The organism is Klebsiella sp. GG_Kp146 (assembly GCF_040061975.1).
Classification (GTDB): domain Bacteria; phylum Pseudomonadota; class Gammaproteobacteria; order Enterobacterales; family Enterobacteriaceae; genus Klebsiella; species Klebsiella quasipneumoniae.
The window spans coordinates 226417-246807 of the sequence record NZ_JBEAHA010000013.1 but is presented as its reverse complement, the minus strand read 5'-3'; the positions used below and the strand labels follow the sequence as shown (position 1 = coordinate 246807).

17 protein-coding genes are annotated in these 20391 nt (G+C 58.3%); 1 reads left to right on the top strand and 16 read right to left on the bottom strand.

All coding sequences use genetic code 11. The annotated features are described in order from the left end of the window. Nucleotides 1–4 precede the first annotated feature (4 nt). Entirely contained in the window at nt 5–199 is a 195-nt protein-coding gene (gene yacG, locus ABLU95_RS15635) for a DNA gyrase inhibitor YacG (RefSeq protein WP_004204348.1), read from the top strand. A 52-nt stretch (nt 200–251) separates the two neighbouring features. Here yacG and mutT read toward each other — a convergent pair whose 3' ends face one another. The 16 genes from mutT to ABLU95_RS15555 form a co-directional block, all read right to left on the bottom strand. Continuing rightward, on the bottom strand, nt 252–644 hold the full coding sequence (gene mutT, locus ABLU95_RS15630) for an 8-oxo-dGTP diphosphatase MutT (protein ID WP_004204347.1): 393 nt from the start codon (nt 642–644) through the stop codon (nt 252–254). 57 nt (nt 645–701) lie between these two features. Further along, the gene (gene secA, locus ABLU95_RS15625) at nt 702–3407 is read right to left on the bottom strand and encodes a preprotein translocase subunit SecA (RefSeq protein WP_023291985.1); all 2706 of its coding nucleotides are present in this window, start codon (nt 3405–3407) and stop codon (nt 702–704) included. Between the two features lie 62 nt (nt 3408–3469). After that, entirely contained in the window at nt 3470–3967 is a 498-nt protein-coding gene (gene secM, locus ABLU95_RS15620; RefSeq protein WP_196531386.1) for a secA translation cis-regulator SecM, read from the bottom strand. A gap of 323 nt (nt 3968–4290) precedes the next feature. Beyond that, nucleotides 4291–5208 carry a UDP-3-O-acyl-N-acetylglucosamine deacetylase gene (gene lpxC, locus ABLU95_RS15615; RefSeq protein ID WP_002888632.1) on the bottom strand — a complete coding sequence of 306 codons (918 nt, stop codon included), beginning with the start codon at nt 5206–5208 and terminating at the stop codon, nt 4291–4293. Nucleotides 5209–5308: 100 nt separating this feature from the next. After that, a complete protein-coding gene (ftsZ, locus tag ABLU95_RS15610; protein ID WP_002888628.1) occupies nt 5309–6460 on the bottom strand; it encodes a cell division protein FtsZ in 1152 nt (383 codons plus the stop codon). 62 nt (nt 6461–6522) lie between these two features. Then, entirely contained in the window at nt 6523–7785 is a 1263-nt protein-coding gene (ftsA, locus tag ABLU95_RS15605; protein ID WP_004204343.1) for a cell division protein FtsA, read from the bottom strand. Then, the gene (gene ftsQ, locus ABLU95_RS15600; RefSeq protein ID WP_004204342.1) at nt 7782–8612 is read right to left on the bottom strand and encodes a cell division protein FtsQ; all 831 of its coding nucleotides are present in this window, start codon (nt 8610–8612) and stop codon (nt 7782–7784) included. Before ftsQ ends, ftsA begins: the two co-directional genes overlap by 4 nt. Nucleotide 8613: 1 nt before the next feature. After that, nucleotides 8614–9534: a D-alanine--D-alanine ligase gene (locus ABLU95_RS15595; RefSeq protein WP_085551405.1), complete on the bottom strand. Its 921-nt coding sequence runs from the start codon at nt 9532–9534 to the stop codon at nt 8614–8616. Further along, complete coding sequence (gene murC, locus ABLU95_RS15590) at nt 9527–11002, bottom strand: UDP-N-acetylmuramate--L-alanine ligase (RefSeq protein ID WP_023291982.1); 1476 nt, start codon at nt 11000–11002, stop codon at nt 9527–9529. Before murC ends, ABLU95_RS15595 begins: the two co-directional genes overlap by 8 nt. A gap of 47 nt (nt 11003–11049) precedes the next feature. Continuing rightward, complete coding sequence (gene murG, locus ABLU95_RS15585) at nt 11050–12120, bottom strand: undecaprenyldiphospho-muramoylpentapeptide beta-N-acetylglucosaminyltransferase (RefSeq protein ID WP_032429099.1); 1071 nt, start codon at nt 12118–12120, stop codon at nt 11050–11052. Then, nucleotides 12117–13391 carry a cell division protein FtsW gene (ftsW, locus tag ABLU95_RS15580; RefSeq protein ID WP_004204337.1) on the bottom strand — a complete coding sequence of 425 codons (1275 nt, stop codon included), beginning with the start codon at nt 13389–13391 and terminating at the stop codon, nt 12117–12119. The genes murG and ftsW overlap by 4 nt, the downstream gene beginning before the upstream one ends. Then, nucleotides 13391–14707, bottom strand: coding sequence for a UDP-N-acetylmuramoyl-L-alanine--D-glutamate ligase (gene murD / locus ABLU95_RS15575; RefSeq protein WP_023291980.1), 1317 nt, complete (start codon nt 14705–14707; stop codon nt 13391–13393). The genes ftsW and murD overlap by 1 nt, the downstream gene beginning before the upstream one ends. Before the next feature lie 2 nt (nt 14708–14709). Then, nucleotides 14710–15792 (bottom strand): phospho-N-acetylmuramoyl-pentapeptide-transferase, encoded by a 1083-nt coding sequence (gene mraY / locus ABLU95_RS15570; RefSeq protein ID WP_004204335.1) that lies wholly within the window; start codon nt 15790–15792, stop codon nt 14710–14712. Then, nucleotides 15786–17144 (bottom strand): UDP-N-acetylmuramoyl-tripeptide--D-alanyl-D-alanine ligase, encoded by a 1359-nt coding sequence (murF, locus tag ABLU95_RS15565; RefSeq protein ID WP_348879917.1) that lies wholly within the window; start codon nt 17142–17144, stop codon nt 15786–15788. The genes mraY and murF overlap by 7 nt, the downstream gene beginning before the upstream one ends. Continuing rightward, nucleotides 17141–18628 (bottom strand): UDP-N-acetylmuramoyl-L-alanyl-D-glutamate--2,6-diaminopimelate ligase, encoded by a 1488-nt coding sequence (gene murE, locus ABLU95_RS15560; protein ID WP_023291978.1) that lies wholly within the window; start codon nt 18626–18628, stop codon nt 17141–17143. Before murE ends, murF begins: the two co-directional genes overlap by 4 nt. Further along, on the bottom strand, nt 18615–20381 hold the full coding sequence (locus tag ABLU95_RS15555; RefSeq protein WP_023291977.1) for a peptidoglycan glycosyltransferase FtsI: 1767 nt from the start codon (nt 20379–20381) through the stop codon (nt 18615–18617). The genes murE and ABLU95_RS15555 overlap by 14 nt, the downstream gene beginning before the upstream one ends. Between the last annotated feature and the right edge of the window lie 10 nt (nt 20382–20391).

The window sequence follows — 20391 nt, the reverse complement described above, 5'->3', positions numbered from 1 at the left end:
TAACATGTCAGAAGAGACTATCGTCAATTGTCCGACCTGCGGCAAAAATGTGGTATGGGGTGAACAAAGCCCCTATCGTCCGTTCTGCAGCAAGCGCTGCCAGCTGATCGATTTGGGAGAATGGGCAGCAGAGGAGAAGCGCATCCCCAGCGCGGGCGATCTCTCCGATAGCGATGACTGGAGCGAACAGCAGCCCTGATTTGACGGCACGCTAACCCAACGCCTGTTGGGTTAGTCTCCCGACCCGGGGCTCAGCCCTGGGCGATAAGTTTGCGGATAACCGGTTCATTCGCCGGGGGAAACGCCGCCGGATCCAGCGCCTGCCGCGCCATCCACTGTCCCGGCTGCCCCTCTTTGCCCCAGGGCTCGCCTTCCCAGCTTTCCACGAGGAAAAACCACAGCGTAATGTGGCGATCGGGGAACTGATACTCCAGCTTATCAAATAGTGAAAACGTGGTGACCGTAATCCCCACCTCTTCCTGTAGCTCGCGGATCAATGCCTGCTCTGGCGTTTCAGCAGATTCAATCTTCCCGCCCGGGAACTCCAGTTTATTCGCCATATGGGCATCGGCGGCGCGCTGGGTAATAAAGATGTCGCCTTCTGGATTGCGAATTATCCCTACGGCGATTTGCAGTTTTTTCATTGAATCAGCTCCATAAAAAAGGCGCAGAACTCTGCGCCTTTGTTTTTTTATCAGCCCTTAGCTCAGACGGCCATGGCACTGTTTGTATTTTTTACCGGAACCGCACGGGCAGGGATCGTTACGCCCCACTTTACGTTCGCCGGTTTGCGCCGCCAGATCCTGTGCAGCGGCTTCATCATCGCTCTGATGGCTGAGCTGCTGCATCTGCGCCAGGCGCTCGGCCTCTTCACGACGCTGCTGCTCCATCGCCTCGACTTCTTCCGGCATCCGCACCTGCACTTTGCTCAGGGTGCTGATCACTTCATACTTCAGTGACTCCAGCATCGCGGCAAACATAGAGAACGATTCGCGCTTGTACTCCTGCTTCGGATCTTTCTGCGCATAGCCGCGCAGGTGGATACCCTGGCGCAGGTAGTCCATCGCCGCCAGGTGTTCTTTCCACAGCGAATCCAGGGTCTGCAGCATCACGCCTTTCTCGAAGTGGCGCATCATTTCGGCGCCGACCACTTCTTCTTTACGCTGGTAGGTCTCTACCGCGCTCTGCAGAATACGTTCGCGCAGGGTCTCTTCATGCAGCTCCGGCTCTTTATCCAGCCACTCTTTGATTGGCAGGTCGAGGTCGAAGTCGTTTTTCAGACGCTCCTGCAGGCCTTCGATATCCCACATTTCCTCCAGCGACTGCGGCGGAATATGGGCATCGATAGTCGCCTTAAACACGTCTTCGCGGATGCTGTTGATGGTTTCGCTGACATCAGACACGTCCAGCAGTTCGTTACGCTGGGTGTAAATTGCCCGGCGCTGGTCGTTGGCCACATCATCATATTCCAGCAGCTGCTTACGAATATCGAAGTTACGGCTCTCGACTTTACGCTGTGCGTTGGCGATAGCCTTGGTGACCCACGGGTGCTCAATGGCTTCGCCGGGTTTCATCCCCAGTTTACGCATCATGCCGGATACGCGATCGGAGGCGAAGATACGCATCAGGGCATCTTCCATCGACAGGTAGAAGCGGGAAGAACCGGCATCCCCCTGACGACCGGCACGGCCGCGCAGCTGGTTATCGATACGGCGTGATTCATGACGCTCGGTACCGATGATGTGCAGGCCGCCTGCGGCCAGTACCGCATCGTGGCGCACCTGCCAGTCGGCTTTGATTTGTTCAATCTGCTCAGGCGTTGGGTTTTCCAGCGCCGCGACTTCCGCCTGCCAGCTACCGCCGAGCATAATATCGGTACCACGGCCCGCCATGTTGGTAGCGATGGTCACCGCGGAAGGATAGCCTGCCTGGGCGACGATGTCCGCTTCGCTGGCGTGGAATTTGGCGTTCAGAACGTTGTGCTTAATGCCGGCTTTGGTTAGCTCACGGGAAACCACTTCCGATTTCTCGATCGAGATTGTCCCCACCAACACCGGCTGACCGGCTGCGGTACGGGTTTTAATATCTTCGATAATCGCCTGAATTTTTTCCGCTTCGGTCATATAGACCAGATCCGCCATGTCTTTACGGATCATCGGACGGTTGGTCGGGACGACCACGGTATCCAGCTTGTAGATGGAGCTGAATTCAAAGGCTTCAGTATCGGCGGTACCGGTCATCCCCGCCAGTTTCTCATACAGACGGAAATAGTTCTGGAAGGTGATAGAGGCCAGGGTCTGGTTCTCGTTCTGGATCTCCACGCCCTCTTTGGCCTCAACGGCCTGGTGCAGGCCATCGGACCAGCGGCGGCCCTGCATCGTACGGCCAGTGTGCTCATCAACGATGATAACTTCACCATCTTTAACGATGTAGTCAACGTCGCGGGTGAACAGCGCATGGGCGCGCAGCGCGGCGGTAACGTGGTGCATCAGCATAATGTTGGTCGGGGAGTACAGGGACTCACCTTCATCCATAATGCCTTCCTGTACCAGCAGCTCTTCAATCAGTACCAGACCGCGTTCGGTCAGGTTAACCTGACGCGCTTTTTCATCCACCGAGAAGTGGCCTTCGCCGGTGAAGGTGTCCGAATCCTCTTTTTCCTGACGGATCAGGTGTGGAATGATCTTGTTGACCTTGCGGTACATTTCAGAGCTGTCTTCCGCCGGGCCGGAAATGATCAGCGGGGTACGCGCCTCATCGATCAGGATGGAGTCCACCTCATCCACCAGCGCATAGTGCAGTTTACGCTGAACGCGCTCTTCCGGGCTGAAGGCCATGTTGTCGCGCAGGTAATCGAAGCCGTATTCGTTGTTGGTGCCATAGGTGATATCGGCAGCGTAGGCTTCACGCTTCGCCGGCGCCGGCAGGCCGGACATGTTGATGCCAACGGTCATGCCGAGGAATTCGAACAGCGGGCGGTTATTTTCGGCGTCACGCTGGGCCAGATAATCGTTGACGGTCACCACGTGAACGCCTTTGCCGGTCAGCGCGTTGAGGTAGGCCGGCAGGGTCGCGGTCAGGGTTTTACCTTCACCGGTACGCATCTCTGCGATGCAGCGATCGTTAAGCACCATACCGCCCAGCAGCTGAACGTCGAAGTGACGCATGCCGAACACGCGCTTACTGGCTTCGCGAACGACGGCGAAAGCTTCAGGGATCAGGTTTTCCAGCACTTCGCCTTTTTCCAGGCGCGCGCGGAATTCAGCGGTTTTCGCTTTCAGCTCGTCATCAGAGAGTTTTTCCATCGCCGGTTCCATACCGTTGATGATATTGACGACTTTGCGCATACGACGCAGCGTACGGTCGTTACGGCTGCCGAAAACCTTGGTTAACATTTTAATAAGCATAATAAAATCTCAAACGCCCCGCGGCGCGGAGTCACAAAAAATAGGATAGTCCGTGGTTATTTTCAGCTGAGACGTTGAGGCCCTGCGCGGATCCCCGCCACCTGGCTTATCCAGGCGCTGACGCGGAAGGCAGAATATGAGGAAGGGATATACGCCGCCTGGCGGAACACCACCGGCGGCGTGCTGTCCTGCGTCAGCAGCGCGCTGAGCGTGTCGAGCAGCGCCAGATGCTGCGCCTGCAGCGGGGACGCTTCTTCCGCCACCGGCAAGGCCTGCGGCGCCATGGCGAAAGAGAGATGACGAATAACGGTGCGAATGGCGTGCTGATGCCAGTAGTCGACGGTAAAGTTTGGCCGGCGATTCGTCTCCAGCAGCGCCAGCTGGGAGAAATTAACTTTGCTCGGATTATGGTTGCTGGCGGTCGCCTTCGCTGGCGTCGCGGTCTCATGGCCGTTGCTTAGCGCAGGCAGGCCGAGGCTGGCCGCGACCATCCCCAACAGGAGATGCGGCCAAAAATACCGTCTGCCAAACTGTCGCCAGCGCGTCAGCAATCCACTCACGTTCATTACCTTTCTTTGGTATACCCGTTGTCGTTCAGGCTGTCTCTTTATTAACGTTTTTCGCAGGACAACCTGATGTCCACGGGGTAAAGCAACCCGGAGAAATAATTTTGCGCTCAAATACTAACATTAATAGCGCGCTGAGGCAGCATGAATGAAGGCTGTTGCCCGGGGAAAACGCTTAATAAAGCAGCGAACGCGCGCTAATTATTACCCAGAAATCGCAGCGAAAAATAACGGGAAGAGGCTATAAAAGAAAAACGACTGGTTCCCTGGTCGGAGAGAGTACCAGGTTACCAGTCGAATTTACTGAATGGTCAGGCTTACGCCAAAACCATCGACGGTGCGCGGAACGCCATTGGCAGTTTTGCGTCGTCTTCGAAGGTCACATACTCCCAGGCTTCCTGTTTTGCCAGAACAGCCTGCAGCAGTTTGTTATTCAACGCGTGACCCGATTTGTACGCCGTGAATGCGCCGATAATGTTGTGACCACACATAAACAGGTCACCGATCGCATCCAGCATTTTGTGGCGAACAAATTCGTCTTCAAAGCGCAGACCGTCTTCGTTCAGTACGCGATAATCGTCAACAACGATGGCACAATCGAAGCTGCCGCCCAGGCACAGGCCGCGGGACTGCAGATATTCGATATCGCGCATGAAACCGAAGGTACGCGCACGACTAATCTGACGCATGAACGCATCGGCCGAGAAGTTCAGCGTATAGCGCTGGGTGCTGGCATCAATCGCCGGATGGTTAAAATCGATGGTAAAGTCCAGCGAAAAACCATTGTACGGTTTGAATTCAGCCCATTTGTCGCCATCTTCGACGCGAACCGTCTCTTTGATACGTACAAATTTCTTGGCGCAGTTCAGTTCATCGATGCCGGCGTCCAGCAACAAATAAACGAACGGAGCCGCACTGCCGTCCATAATCGGGATTTCCGGTGCATCGACTTCAACAATAATGTTGTCGATACCCAGGCCAGCCAATGCGGCGTTCAGGTGTTCAACCGTAGAAATCCGCACGTCATGCTCATTAACCAGGCAAGTACAGAGCATGGTATCACGCACAGATTTGGCATCAGCCGGAAAATCTACCGGTGGATTCAAGTCGGTGCGACGATAGATGACCCCGGTATTTGCCGGCGCAGGGCGTAACGTCAGTGTGACTTTCTTGCCGGTATGCAAACCGACACCAGTCGCCTGAACGATACGTTTAAGAGTCCTTTGTTTGATCATCGTATAATCTCGCCAATTTACCTATCCAACCGAAGTGTACACCACTATCGGGAGGCCAGTTTAGCACAAAGAGCGCAGATGCCCAACTTCCAGTCGATTCTTAATCGGCTTGCTTACGCAGGAAGGCTGGGATATCCAGATAATCCGGCTCTTTCGCGGTTTGCGGCGTATTGTCGTTCACCACTTTTGCCGCCGGCTTCTGCTCTTGCGTCAGCGGGGACATACCGTGCTGCTGGTAGCGATCCATCACCGGCTGCTGAACCTGTTTGTTGGTCACCAGGGTAATTTCCGGACGCTTGTCCATGCCGATACCGGTCGCCACTACGGTGACGCGCAGTTCGTCGTTCATATCCGGGTCCAGAGAGGTACCGATAACCACGGTAGCGTTATCCGAAGCAAATGCGCGGATGGTGTTACCCACGGTTTCGAACTCATCCAGACGCAGGTCGAAGCCCGCGGTGATGTTAACCAGCACGCCGCGCGCGCCGGACAGGTCGATATCTTCCAGCAGCGGAGAAGAGATAGCCATTTCAGCCGCTTCTTCCGCACGGTCTTCACCGCTCGCCACGCCGGAGCCCATCATCGCGTAGCCCATTTCTGACATCACGGTACGGACGTCCGCGAAGTCGACGTTCATCAGGCCCGGACGGGTGATCAGTTCGGCGATACCCTGCACCGCGCCTTTGAGGACGTCGTTTGCCGCGCCGAACGCGTCAAGCAGAGAAATGCCGCGGCCAAGTACTTTCAGCAGCTTGTCGTTCGGGATGGTGATCAGTGAGTCAACGTGCTTGGACAGCTCGGTGATCCCCTGCTCAGCAAACGCCATGCGCTTCTTGCCTTCAAAATTAAACGGCTTAGTGACCACCGCCACGGTGAGGATCCCCAGATCCTTAGCCACTTCGGCAACAACAGGCGCCGCGCCGGTACCGGTACCGCCGCCCATGCCTGCCGCGATGAACACCATGTCTGCGCCATCAAGGGCCGCACGCAGCGCTTCACGGTCTTCGTCCGCCGCATTACGGCCGACTTCCGGGTTCGCGCCAGCGCCCAGACCTTTGGTAATACCGCTACCGATCTGGATAGTCTGGCCAACAGCCGTTTTACGCAGCGCCTGCGCATCGGTGTTCACCGCGAAGAATTCAACACCCTCAATGCGCTCGCGCACCATGTGTTCAACGGCATTACCGCCGCCGCCACCGACGCCGATGACTTTAATCACCGCGTCGTTGGTCAGTTCCATAGGTTCAAACATAGTTTCTCTCCGTTTTGTGCCTGTCGCCTGAGAACGCTAATTGTCTGCGTTCTCTTAAAAAATTAAAACTCTTTTCGCAGCCAGCTGTTGAGTCGCTTAATCCACGAGCCCACCGACGCCGTCACGCGTTTTTCGACTTCCGCTTCACCACTCAGATGTGACTCTTTTCCGTAGTGCAGCAGCCCCACCGCCGTCGAATAATACGGCTCCTGGGCATAGTCCGTTAAACCGGTGATGTTCAGCGGCGCGCCAATGCGCACCTGAGTATGGAACACGCGCTGCGCACAGGCCGCCAGACCTTCAATTTGCGCCGCGCCGCCGGTTAACACAATCCCCGCCGCCAGATGGTGTTTAACCCCCTGCTGGCGGAGCTGTTCCTGCAGCTGCAGGATCTCTTCATTGACCAGATTAAGCAGTTCGGTATAGCGCGGTTCAATCACCTCAGCCAGCGTCTGACGCTGCAGGCTACGCGGCGGCCGTCCGCCTACGCTCGGTACTTCGACGTTTTCGTCTTTACCGACGATGGAACCCAATGCGCAACCGTGACGAACCTTAATGGCTTCGGCGTCGCTCGGCGGCGTACCGAAGGCATAGGCGATATCGCTGGTCACCACATTGCCCGCGTACGGGATCACTTTGGTGTGACGCAGCGCGCCGCCGGTATAGACGGCGATATCCATTGTACCACCGCCAATATCCACCACGCAGACGCCCAGCTCACGTTCGTCTTCTGTTAATACGGAATAACTGGCCGCTAAACCGGCGAAAATAAGTTGGTCAACTTTCAGACCACAACGTTCCACCGCTTTAACAATGTTTTTCGCCATATCGTTATGGCAGGTAATCAGATGTACCTTCGCCTGCATACGCACGCCGGACAGTCCTACCGGGTTTTTTATCCCTTCCTGGTAGTCAATGGCGTATTCCTGCGGAATCACGTGCAGGACGCGATGCTCATCGCGTACGCGAACTGACTTCGCGGTATGGACCACGTTCTCGACGTCGTCCAGCGTCACTTCTTCTTCCGAAATCGGTACCATCCCGATTTCATTCTGACAGCTTATATGTTTACCCGAAAGAGCCAAATAAACTGATGAAATCTGGCAATCCGCCATCAGTTCGGCCTGGTCGATGGCGCGCTGTACGCATTTCACCACCGACTCGAGGTCGTTCACACCGCCTTTATCCATACCACGCGATGGGCAACTGCCCACGCCGATGATATTAATCATGCCGTCGGGCAGAACTTCCCCTACTAAAGCGGCCACCTTGGCGGTGCCAATCTCCAGTCCAACTACCAGTTTTCTGTCCGTCGCCTTGATCATTGTTGTTCTGCCTGTGCCTGATTCTGTTGTTGATTAGTTTCCTCTGCGGGAGCAGGTACCCAGCCCACTGCCGCACCCGAGTCATAACGCAAATCAACGTAGCTAATCCGTTTGCCGTCGGTCTGCGCCTGCTGCTGAAGAACCGGGTAGAGTTCCATAAAGCGCTGAAGCCGTTTCATGGTGTCGCCACGGCCAAGGTTGAGCTTAATGTCATTATTAAGCGTCAACTGCCAGGAACGACGGGCGGTCATTGCCGCCACTTTCAACGTGAATTTATCCTTTGCCAGCACCTGCCCCATGTCACGGTACCCTTGCAGCACTTCGTTCTCGCTGCCTTCCGGGCCATATAACATCGGTAAATTCTGTTTGCTGGTGCGATCCGCCGGCACGCTGAAGGCATTTCCTTCTGCATCCACCATATGTTGATCATTCCAGCGTGCAATCGGCACATATTCAACCAGATGAATCTTCAATTCATCGGGCCACTGCTTTCGGACGCTCGCCTGCTTAATCCATGGCAGACGTTCAATCTGACTCTGAATGATGTTCACATCCTGAGTCATAAAGGTGCCCGGCGAACCCAGCGCCAGGATCGCCTGGCGGATGTCATCATTGCGCGTATAGTGACGCTCACCGGTCACCACCATCTTCGACAGCGGTAAACGCTGCGCGTCTTCCATCCAGCCAAGAACCATCCACCCGCTGACCAGCACGGTAAACAGCACCGCCAGCAGGAAAACGATCCCTGCCAGCCGCGTTCCATTACTCCGACGCGAAGAAGAAACGTCCTCTTCATGGTTCCGCGTATTCAGCGCAGCCTGCGACATATCACCCCGCCAGGTCCAGAATTCGTACAACAAGCTGGGAGAAGCTCATTCCTGCCTGACGCGCCGCCATCGGTACAAGGCTATGGCTGGTCATGCCCGGGGAAGTATTCGCTTCCAGCAGATAAAACTGGCCATCGCTGTCCAGCATGACGTCAATACGGCCCCAGCCTTTGCAACCCAGAACATTCCAGGCTTTAAGCACCAGGCTCTGAATGGCTGACTCACGCGCTGGATCTTCCAATCCTGGGCAGAAATATTGCGTCTCATCAGAGAGATACTTCGCCTCATAATCATAGAAGGTTCCAGCCGCCTGGATACGTATTGACGGTAAAATTTCTTCACCGACGATGGCGACGGTAAATTCCGGCCCACTGAGCCATTTTTCGACCAAAACTTCATCATCATGCTGAAAAGCCAGCGCGAGTGCACTCGCTAAATCACAGCTTTCGCTGACTTTCGACATCCCAACGCTGGAGCCTTCGCGGCTGGGCTTGATGATGAGCGGCAGACCCAGCGCCGCAATCTGCTGTTCGACATCAGCAGATAATCCGGCGCTAAACTGGGCGCGGGTCAGCGCCACCCACGGCGCGACCGGTAATCCGGCCCCCTGCCACAGCCATTTGCTGCGCAGTTTATCCATTGAAATCGCCGAAGCCATCACGCCGCTGCCGGTATAAGGCAGCTGGATCAGATCCAACAGCCCCTGCAGCGTGCCATCTTCCCCGCCGCGGCCGTGGAGTGCAATAAACGCTTTCTTAAAGCCCAGCTTTTTCAACTGGGTAATATCGACATCGCGCGGGTCAACCGGATGGGCATCCACCCCGGCTTCACGCAGCCCGGCCAGCACCGCGGCGCCTGAATTCAGCGACACTTCACGTTCAGCGGAGGTTCCACCGAAAAGCACCGCGATTTTATCAGCCATGGCGCTCCTCCTCCGTTTTTTGCGGGATCAGTTTGATTTCAGCCAGGTGACGGGCGATTTTTCCAATGTTTCCGGCACCTTGCACCAGCACTAAATCGTTGCCGGTCAGCACCGACGCCAGCATCGCCGCGGCCTGCGCCGGGTCGGATACCAGAATCGGGTCGACTTTACCGCGACCGCGGATCGTACGGCACAGCGAGCGGCTGTCGGCGCCCGGGATCGGCGCTTCGCCTGCCGGGTAGACATCGAGCATCAGCAGCGCATCGACCTGGGTCAGCACGTTGGCGAAATCATCGTACAGATCGCGAGTACGGGTATAACGGTGCGGCTGGAATACCATCACCAGATTTTTATCCGGCCAGCCGGCACGCGCCGCTTTGATAGTGGCGTCGACTTCCGTCGGGTGGTGACCGTAGTCATCGATCAGCATCGCGCTGCCCGCTTTGCCGTTGACTTCCGTCAGCGGATATTCGCCAAGAAAGTCGAAGCGACGGCCGGTACCCTGGAAGCTTTCCAGCGCGCGCAGGATCGCCTGATCGTCAATCCCCTCTTCCGTCGCCACGGCAACCGCCGCCGCCGCGTTCAGCGCGTTATGGCGTCCCGGAGCATTGAGCGTCACCTGCAGCAGTTCTTTATCCTGACGCACCAGGCGGAAATGCCCCTGCGCCCCAACCTGACGGTAGTCTTCTACGCGAACGTCGGCGTCGTCGCTGAAACCGTAGGTGGTGATCTGCCGGCCGACGCGCGGCAGCAGTTCACGAATAACCGGATCGTCCACGCACATTACCGCGCGTCCGTAGAACGGCAGGTTGTGCAGGAAATTAATAAAGGTCTGCTTCAGATTTTCGAAGTCGCCATGGTAGGTATCCATATGGTCGGCTTCGATGTTGGTCACAATCGCGACCATCGGCTGCAGATGCAGGAACGACGCATCGCTCTCATCCGCTTCCGCAATCAGGTAACGGCTATGGCCGAGACGGGCATGCACGCCCGCCGCTTTCACCAACCCGCCGTTGACGAAGGTCGGGTCCAGCCCGGCTTCGGCGTAAATACTGGACACCATCGCGGTGGTGGTGGTTTTGCCGTGAGTTCCGGCAATCGCGATCCCGTGACGGAAGCGCATCAGCTCCGCCAGCATTTCCGCACGGCGGATCACCGGGATGCGCGCTTCGTGCGCGGCGACGATTTCCGGGTTATCGGCGGAAATCGCGCTGGAAACGACCACAACGCTGGCATCGCGCACGTTTTCCGGGCGATGGTTGAAATAAATGGTGGCGCCAAGCTGCGACAGCTGCTGGGTCACCGGATTCGGCGCCAGGTCGGAGCCGCTGATCTGGTAACCTTCATTAGCCAACACTTCGGCAATACCGCCCATACCGGCACCGCCGATGCCGACAAAGTGAATGTGCCGGACGCGACGCATCTCGGGCACTATGGAACGCAGTTTTGCCAAATCTTGTGTATTCATTCTTTACGCCATCAACTTCTGTATTCGGGCGGTGAAAATCACCGCAATTAGCGCGCCAAAGCTACGGCGCTGACCTCTTCTGCTACCCGCTCGGTAGCGTCCGGAATCGAAGCGCCACGCGCTCGTTCCGCCATATCCAGCAAGGTTTCCCGATCCCAGCTCGCCAGAGTAGAGGCTACCGCCTCTACCGTGAATGCCGGCTGTTCGAGAATTTTCGCCGCGCCGGCTTTCTCCAGCGGCAGCGCATTCCAGTACTGCTGACGATCTTTGTGCTGGAACGGTACAAACAGCGCCGGTAAGCCCGCGGCCGCGATTTCGCTAACCGTCAGCGCGCCGGAACGGCAAACCACGACATCTGCCCAGGCATACGCCGCGGCCATATCATCAATAAATTCCGTCACTTTATGCTGCGGCTGCCCCGCGGCGGCATAGGCCTGCTGCACGGTTTGCTGGCCGCCTTTACCACTCTGATGCCAGATGGTCACCGTATCGCCGAGCTTCGCCGCCACCTGCGGCATGGTCTGGTTCAGGACGCGCGCGCCCTGAGAGCCACCGACCACCAGTACGCGAATCGGCCCCTGACGGCCCACCAGACGCTGCCCCGGCAGCGGCAGCGCCAGCACATCGGTGCGCACCGGATTCCCGACCACGTCCGCATGCGGAAAGGCGCCTGGAAACGCCTGCATCACTTTCTTCGCAATCTTCGCCAGCCACTTGTTGGTCAGGCCGGCAATGCCGTTTTGCTCGTGGAGGACCACCGGGATCCCCAGCGACCACGCCGCCAGACCGCCAGGCCCGGACACATAGCCGCCCATGCCCAGCACCACGTCCGGCTGGAAACGCTTCATGATCGCCCGCGCCTGACGCCAGGCGTTGAAGATCCGCACCGGCGCCAGCAGCTGTGCTTTAATCCCTTTGCCACGCAGGCCGGAGATACGGATAAAATCAATCTCGATGCCGTTTTTCGGCACTAAATCCGCTTCCATACGATCGGCGGTACCCAGCCAGCGAACCTGCCAGCCCTGGTCCATTAGATGGTGCGCGACCGCCAGTCCCGGGAACACATGCCCGCCGGTACCGCCCGCCATCACCATCAACCGCTTTTCCTGACCGCTCATCGAACACCCCGTGTAAACGCCTGGGCTTTTTCCAGACGCGTTTCATAATCAATTCGCAACAACAACATGATGGCCGTCGACATAATCAGCAGACTGGAACCACCATAACTGATCAGCGGCAGCGTCAGACCTTTCGTCGGCAGCATCCCCGCCGCCGCCCCGACGTTAACTAACGCCTGGAAGCTAAACCAGATACCAATCGCACAGGCGAGGAAGCCGGAGAAGCGATGATCGATCTCCAGCGCTTTTCGGCCAATCGACATGGCGCGGAAAGCGACGAAGAATACCATTAAAAGCGCCAGTACCACACCGATATAACCGAGTTCTTCGCCGATGATGGCGAAGATAAAGTCAGTGTGCGCTTCCGGCAAATACTCCAGTTTTTGCACCGAGTTACCGAGTCCCTGCCCCCACATCTCGCCGCGGCCAAAGGCCATCAGCGACTGGGTCAGCTGGTAGCCGCTGCCGAACGGGTCTTCCCACGGGTTCCAGAAGGAGGTCACGCGGCGAATACGGTACGGTTCGGCGAGGATCAACAGGACCACCGCCGAGATGCCCATGCCGATAATGGCGATGAACTGCCACAGCTTGGCGCCGGCGAGGAACAGCATCGCCAGCGTGGTGACGAACAGCACCACCACCGTACCGAGGTCAGGCTGCGCCAGCAGCAGGATCGCCAGCACGAAAATCACGCCCATCGGTTTTAAGAAGCCGCGCAGGTTGTTGCGCACTTCATCAGCTTTACGCACCAGATAGTTGGCGATGTAGCAGAACAGCGACAGCTTGGTGAACTCCGCCGGCTGAATGCGCAGCGGACCGAGGGCGATCCAGCGCGATGCACCGTTTACCGAGCTACCCACCACCAGCACGATCAGCAGCATGACGATCGAGGCGATCAGCATCGCGGTACTGTGGCGCTGCCAGAAATCCATCGGCAGTCGCAGCGTCACCAGCGCGAGGACAAAGGCCAGCACAATGTACAGGCCGTCACGCTTGGCGAAGAGGAAAGGATCGTTCGCCAGACGCTGCCCCACCGGCATTGACGCCGAGGTCACCATAATAAAGCCGATCGCCGCCAGGCCGAAGGTCAGCCACAGCAGCATCCGGTCATACATCACCAGACTGTCGTTATCTTTTGGGCGCGAGCCCATCACCCAGCCTTTCAGCGCGGCGAACAGCCAGGCGAAGATAAACATCCCCGGCAGTCGCGGCAGTCTCAACCGAGGCAAGCTCAGTTGCGGCATTCTCAGGCGTGGGAGAGAGAAACGCATCAACCTAACTCCTTCGCCAGGCGGGCAAACATCTCGCCCCGTTGTTCAAAGTTCTTAAACTGATCCAGGCTGGCGCAGGCCGGCGACAGGAGAACCATGTCGCCCGCTTTCACCAGGGGCGCAATCTGACGCATCGCCTGTTCCATGGTTTCAGTTTGTACCGCCACCTCAGGACGCAGCTCGGCGAGCTCGGCACCGTCGCGACCAAAGCAGTACAGGCGGATACGATCGCCGCCAAGGTAGCGCTTCAGCGGGGTGAAATCAGCGGACTTGCCGTCGCCGCCCAGCAGCAGATACAGCGTGCCATCAAGCTGCAGGCCGTTCAGCGCCGCCTCGGTACTGCCGACGTTGGTTGCCTTCGAGTCGTTAATCCAGCGCACGCCGTTGTGATCCAGCACCAGCTGGAAGCGATGCGCCAGGCCGGTAAAGGTGGTCAGCGCCTTCAGGCTGCTGGCACGCGGCAGGCCCGCGGCATCGGCCAGCGCCAGCGCCGCCAGGGCGTTGCTGTAGTTATGCTGACCCGTGATAGACATCTCTTTTACATTGAGGACTTTCTCACCTTTAACGCGCAGCCAGGTCTCGCCCTGCTGACGGTTAAGGTGGTAGTCACCGACATCGACGCCAAAGCTGATGCAGCGATCGTCCGCGCCGCGTACCGGCATGGTGAGCGCATCGTCCGCGTTGACCACGCAGGTCTTCGCATTCTCGTAAATCCGCAGCTTCGCCGCGCGATACTGCTGCAGCCCCAGCGGGTAGCGGTCCATATGGTCCTCAGTCACGTTGAGGATGGTTGCCGCCACCGCCTGCAGGCTGGAGGTGGTTTCCAGCTGGAAGCTGGAGAGCTCCAGGACATACAGCTCACGATCGGTATCCAGCAGCATCAGCGCCGGCAGGCCGATATTGCCGCCCACGCCGACGTTAACCCCGGCCGCTTTCGCCATCTCGCCCACCAGGGTGGTGACGGTGCTTTTGCCGTTCGAGCCGGTAATGGCGATGATCGGCGCCTGCGCTTCGCGGCAGAACAGTTCGATATCGCCAACGATCTCTACGCCAGCGTCCGCCGCCGCGCTCAACGAAGGATGAGCCAGCGCGATGCCGGGACTGGCGACAATCAGATCCGCCGCCAGCAGCCAGGTATCATTGAGGCCGCCGACATGGCATTCGACCGATTCAGGCAATTTATCCAGCCCGGGAGGCGCGACGCGGGTGTCCATCACGCGCGGGGTTACGCCGCGCGCCATGAAAAAGTCCACGCATGACAGGCCGGTCATGCCCAGCCCAATAATGACGACTTTTTTACCCTGATAATCTGCCATGATTAACGTACCTTCAGCGTCGCCAGGCCAATCAGCACCAGCATCAGCGAAATAATCCAGAAGCGCACGATAACGCGCGGCTCCGGCCAGCCTTTCAGTTCATAGTGGTGGTGGATCGGCGCCATGCGGAAGATACGCTGACCGCGCAGCTTAAAGGAGCCGACCTGCAGGATCACCGACAGGGTCTCCACCACGAAAACGCCGCCCATAATCACCAGCAGGAATTCCTGACGCAGCAGCACGGCGATAATGCCCAGCGCGCCGCCGAGCGCCAGCGAACCGACGTCGCCCATAAAGACCTGCGCCGGATAGGTGTTAAACCACAGAAAGCCCAGCCCCGCGCCGACGATCGCCGTACAGACGATCACCAGTTCGCCGGCGTGGCGCAGATAGGGGATGTGCAGGTAGTTGGCGAAATTCATGTTACCGGTCGCCCACGCCACCAGCGCAAAACCCGCCGCGACGAAGACGGTGGGCATGATCGCCAGGCCGTCGAGACCGTCGGTCAGGTTAACCGCATTGCCGGTGCCGACGATCACGAAGTAGGCCAGCAGGATATAGAACAGCCCCAGCTGCGGCATAACGTCTTTAAAGAACGGCACCACCAGCTCGGTCGCCGGGGTGTCTTTCCCGGCCAGATAGAGCGCGAACGCCACGCCCAGCGCGATCACCGACATCCAGAAATATTTCCAGCGGGCGATCAGGCCTTTGGTGTCTTTGCGCACCACTTTACGGTAGTCATCAACGAAGCCGATGATCCCGTAGCCGATTAATACCGTCAGCACGCACCAGACGTACGGGTTGGAGGGGTAAGCCCACAGCAGCACTGACACGGTGATCGCGGTGAGGATCATGATCCCCCCCATGGTCGGCGTGCCGCGTTTGCTGAAGTGGGACTCCGGACCGTCGTTACGAACCACCTGGCCGAAGGAGAGTTTTTGCAGACGGGCGATCATGCGCGGGCCCATCCACAGAGAGATGAACAGCGCGGTCAGCAGGCTGACGATGGCGCGAAACGTCAAATACGAAAAGACGTTAAAGCCGGAATAATATTTGACCAAATGTTCGGCCAGCCATACTAACATGTCCCAGTCTCCTGTAATGCGCGTACTACCTCTTCCATGGCGGCACTACGTGAACCCTTCACTAAAATGGTCATTATCTTATGCTCCGCCAGCAGCTCGCGCAGGCGAGCCACCACGGCAGCTTTATCGTTAAAATGTTCGCCCACGCCGCTGGCGCGGCTGATATCCGCGCTCAAGGCGCCGACGCTGAGAACACAATCCAGCCCTGCCGCTTTCGCCGCTTCGCCGACTTCACGATGGCAAGCCGCGCTTTCCGCGCCAAGCTCCGCCATATCGCCGACCACCATCGTCCGGAAGCCGGGCATCTCTGACAGCACCTGCACCGCCGCGGTCATCGAACCGACGTTAGCGTTATAGGAGTCATCCAGCAGCAGCTGACTCTCGGTCAGGCGGATCGGGAACAGACGTCCCGGAACGGCCTGCAGCTGCGCCAGACCGGCTTTCACCGCCGCCAGATCGGCGCCTACCGCCATCGCCAGCGAGGTCGCCGCCAGCGCGTTAGCGATGTTGTGGCGTCCCGGCAGCGGCAGCAGTACGTCAACGTTGCCGGTTGGGGTCTGCAGCGTAAATTCGGTGCCGTGGCTGGTGATCTGCACGTTAGTCGCGGTGAAATCGCTGTTGGCCGCGTTCGGCGAGAAGCGCCACACTTTGCGATCGCCAATCACCGCCTGCCAGTTCAGCCAGTCGTTGTTGTCGGCATTGAGAATGGCGATGCCGTTTTCCGGCAGACCGGTATAGATTTCGCCCTTCGCCTTCGCCACGCCCGCCAGCGAGCCGAAACCTTCAAGGTGCGCGGCGGCAAGGTTGTTGACCAGCGCCGCTTCCGGACGCGTCAGGCTGACGGTCCACGCGATTTCGCCCTGGTGGTTGGCGCCAAGCTCAATCACCGCGTACTGATGTTCTTTGGTCAGACGCAGCAGGGTCATCGGCACGCCGATATCGTTGTTCAGGTTGCCGGCGGTATACAGCGTGTTGCCGCACTGGCTGAGGATCGCCGCGGTCATCTCTTTGACCGAGGTTTTACCGGACGAGCCGGTCAGGGCGACGACGCGTGTCGGCACCTGCTGACGTACCCAGGCGGCCAACTCGCCGAAAGCCTGCCGGGTATCTTTCACGATCACCTGCGGGAGATCGCAGGGTAGCGGACGGCTCACCAGCAGCGCGCCGGCGCCTGCCGCTTTCGCCTGTTCGGCAAAATCATGGGCGTCGAAACGCTCGCCTTTCAGCGCCACAAACAGGCAGCCCGCCGTGATTTTACTGGTGTCGGTGGTCACCTCGTCGATAGCGATATCGCTACCCTGCCGTTCGCCATGAGCGATCGCGGCGAGCTGGCTTAACGTAAAGCGAATCATGCTACCGCTCCCAGCAGACGCGCGACGGTGACGCGGTCGGAATAATCCAGACGACGGTTGCCGACGATCTGGTAATCTTCATGGCCTTTACCCGCCACCAGCACCACGTCGTTCTCCTGCGCCTGCATCACGGCGTTGGTGACCGCTTCCGCACGGCCTTCCATCACTTTTGCATGACCTGCATCGAGCATGCCGGCCAGAATATCGTTGATAATCGCCCGCGGCTCTTCGGTACGCGGGTTGTCGTCAGTGACGACCACGATATCGGCGAACTCTTCAGCAATCGCGCCCATCAGCGGACGCTTGCCTTTGTCGCGGTCTCCGCCGCAGCCGAAGACGCACCACAGCTTGCCGCTGCAGTGCAGGCGCGCGGCCTGCAGCGCTTTTTCCAGCGCGTCAGGCGTATGGGCATAATCCACCACCACGGCCGGTTTACCGGGCGCGCTGAACACTTCCATACGGCCGCATACCGGCTGTAAACGAGCCGCCGTTTTCAGCAGATCGGCCAGCGGATAGCCCAGCGCCAGCAGCGTGGCCAGCGCCAGCAGCAGGTTGCTGACGTTAAAGGCGCCCATCAGGCGACTTTCGATTTCACCGTTGCCCCAGCTGGAGTCAAACTGGATGGTGGCGCCGCTGTCGTGATAGTTGACCGCGGTGGCCTTCAGCCAGCGGCCGTGGCAGTTCGGATTGATATGATCTTCCATCGACACCGCCACCGCGTCCGGTAGCTTCGCCAGCCAGCGACGACCGACTTCATCGTCAGCGTTGACGATGGCCTGGCCGCAATGGTGGGTGGAGTACAGCAGCCATTTCGCCGCTTCGTAGTGCGCCATATCGCCATGGTAGTCGAGGTGGTCGCGGCTCAGGTTGGTAAATACCGAGGCGGCAAACTGCACGGCCGCCACGCGGTGCTGCACCAGCCCGTGGGAAGAGACTTCCATCGCGCCGAAGGTTGCCCCCTGCTCGACCAGGCCGGAAAGCACGTGCTGAACATCGACCGCAGAGCCGGTGGTGTTTTCGCTCGGCACCACTTTATCCAGCAGCCCGTTGCCGACGGTCCCCATCACCGCGCTGGTTTCGCCGAGCAGTTTCGCCCATTGCGCCAGAAGCTGGGTGGTGGTGGTTTTGCCGTTGGTACCGGTCACGCCCACCAGACGCAGCTGCTGCGACGGCTGATGATAAAAACGCCCGGCCAGCGCCGATAAACGTTCGTTAAGCTGGCTCAGGTAGATAACCGGCACGCCGTGCATTTCACGGATCTCACCGTCTTTCGCTTCGCCCTGCGCTTCAGCAATAATGGCAGCCACACCTTGCGCTATCGCCTGCGGGATATAACGACGCCCGTCCGCCTGATGACCCTGTACCGCGATAAAGAGATCGCCGGAAGCCGCCACCCGGCTGTCCAGCGTCATCTCTCGCAGAATGCGCTCCGGTGCGTTTGGCACCCATGGAGCGAGAAGGTCGCGCAAATTACGATCTGCCACCTGTTCCCTCGCCTTGATTAATTACAAATTCACTTTTTTCGCCCGTTGCCAGCGCATCCGGTTCGATGTTCATGGTGCGCAATACGCCGCCCATGATGGCACCGAACACCGGCGCGGAAACGGCGCCACCGTAGTATTTACCTGCCTGCGGGTCGTTGATCACCACCACCAGCGCAAAGCGCGGATGGCTGGCGGGCGCAACGCCTGCGGTGTAAGCAATATATTTGTTGATATAGCGGCCATCCGGCCCCACTTTTTTCGCCGTACCGGTTTTAATCGCGATGCGATAACCTTTGATCGCCGCTTTCACGCCGCCGCCGCCGGGCAGCGCCACGCTTTCCATCATATGAACGACGGTACGAACGAGTGATTCCGGGAAGACACGCTCGCCCGGAACCGGTGGATCAACTTTGGTAATCGACAGCGGGCGATAGATGCCGTAGCTGCCAATCGTTGCGTAGACTCGCGCTAACTGTAACGGGGTTACCATTAGCCCGTAGCCGAAAGAAAAGGTGGCCCTCTCTATGTCAGACCACCGTTGTTTTTGAGGATATAAGCCACTGCGTTCTCCGACCAACCCCAAATTGGTCGCCTTTCCAAGCCCAAAACGTGAGTAAGTATCTACTAACGCTGAGGACGGCATCGCTAACGCCAGCTTAGAAACACCGACGTTACTCGACTTCTGTAGCACCCCGGTCAGGGTCAATTCGCTGTAGCGCGCCACGTCTTTAATTTCGTGGCCGTTAATTCGATAAGGCACGGTATTGAGTACGGTATTTTCGTTGACGATACCGCGCTGCAGCGCCGTCATCACCACCATCGGCTTCACCGTCGAACCCGGTTCGAAGACGTCGGTGATGGCGCGGTTACGCATGGTGTCTTTCGCCGTGCCGGCGAAGTTGTTTGGGTTGTAGGACGGGCTGTTGGCCATCGCCAGCACTTCGCCGGTGTTCACGTCCACTAACACCGCGCTGCCGGACTCGGCTTTGTTAAAGGCCACGGCGTTGTTCAGCTCACGATAGACCAGCGCCTGCAGACGCTCATCGATGCTCAGCGCCAGGTTGTGCGCCGCCTGGCTGTCGGTGGAAGAGATGTCTTCAATTACCCGGCCATAGCGGTCTTTACGCACGATACGCTCGCCCGGCTGGCCGGTGAGCCATTTATCAAAGCTTTTTTCGACCCCTTCAATCCCCTGGCTGTCGACGTTGGTAAAACCGATGAGGTGAGCGGTCACTTCCCCGGAAGGGTAGTAACGACGGGATTCTTCACGCAGATGAATGCCCGGCAGCTTCAGTTTTTTGATGTAGTCGGCCATGTCAGGGTTAACCTGACGCGCCAGATAGATGAAACGCATCCGCGGATTGGTATTGATGCGCGTCGCCAGCTGATCCAGCGGCATATTGAGGGCATCCGCCAGCGCCTTCCAGCGCGTATCCAGGGTTACCCCGCCGGCATCATGGAGTTCTTTCGGATCGGCCCAGATAGCTTTCACCGGCACGCTGACCGCCAGTGGACGTCCGGAGCGGTCGGTAATCATCCCGCGCGCGGTGGACACTTCCTGTACGCGCAGGGAACGCATATCGCCCTGACGCACCAGCATATCCGGGCTGACCACCTGTAGCCAGGCAACGCGCCCCAGCAGGAAAGTCAGCGCCAGCAGAATGCAGCCGCACAGCAACGCAAAACGCCAACTGATAAAGTTGGCCTGTTCTTCCTGACGTTTTGCTTTTGGCGTTTTTGGCGCTGCTTTCATCCGTCGCAAT

What these genes read in the sequence shown, in the direction of transcription:
- ftsW (WP_004204337.1), bottom strand. Translation starts at nt 13,391, where the DNA reads ATGCGTTTCTCTCTCCCACGCCTGAGAATGCCGCAACTGAGCTTGCCT.
- secA (WP_023291985.1), bottom strand. Translation starts at nt 3,407, where the DNA reads ATGCTTATTAAAATGTTAACCAAGGTTTTCGGCAGCCGTAACGACCGT.
- ftsQ (WP_004204342.1), bottom strand. Translation starts at nt 8,612, where the DNA reads ATGTCGCAGGCTGCGCTGAATACGCGGAACCATGAAGAGGACGTTTCT.
- mutT (WP_004204347.1), bottom strand. Translation starts at nt 644, where the DNA reads ATGAAAAAACTGCAAATCGCCGTAGGGATAATTCGCAATCCAGAAGGC.
- ABLU95_RS15595 (WP_085551405.1), bottom strand. Translation starts at nt 9,534, where the DNA reads ATGGCTGATAAAATCGCGGTGCTTTTCGGTGGAACCTCCGCTGAACGT.
- murG (WP_032429099.1), bottom strand. Translation starts at nt 12,120, where the DNA reads ATGAGCGGTCAGGAAAAGCGGTTGATGGTGATGGCGGGCGGTACCGGC.
- murD (WP_023291980.1), bottom strand. Translation starts at nt 14,707, where the DNA reads ATGGCAGATTATCAGGGTAAAAAAGTCGTCATTATTGGGCTGGGCATG.
- mraY (WP_004204335.1), bottom strand. Translation starts at nt 15,792, where the DNA reads ATGTTAGTATGGCTGGCCGAACATTTGGTCAAATATTATTCCGGCTTT.
- ABLU95_RS15555 (WP_023291977.1), bottom strand. Translation starts at nt 20,381, where the DNA reads ATGAAAGCAGCGCCAAAAACGCCAAAAGCAAAACGTCAGGAAGAACAG.
- murC (WP_023291982.1), bottom strand. Translation starts at nt 11,002, where the DNA reads ATGAATACACAAGATTTGGCAAAACTGCGTTCCATAGTGCCCGAGATG.
- murF (WP_348879917.1), bottom strand. Translation starts at nt 17,144, where the DNA reads ATGATTCGCTTTACGTTAAGCCAGCTCGCCGCGATCGCTCATGGCGAA.
- lpxC (WP_002888632.1), bottom strand. Translation starts at nt 5,208, where the DNA reads ATGATCAAACAAAGGACTCTTAAACGTATCGTTCAGGCGACTGGTGTC.
- yacG (WP_004204348.1), top strand. Translation starts at nt 5, where the DNA reads ATGTCAGAAGAGACTATCGTCAATTGTCCGACCTGCGGCAAAAATGTG.
- ftsZ (WP_002888628.1), bottom strand. Translation starts at nt 6,460, where the DNA reads ATGTTTGAACCTATGGAACTGACCAACGACGCGGTGATTAAAGTCATC.
- ftsA (WP_004204343.1), bottom strand. Translation starts at nt 7,785, where the DNA reads ATGATCAAGGCGACGGACAGAAAACTGGTAGTTGGACTGGAGATTGGC.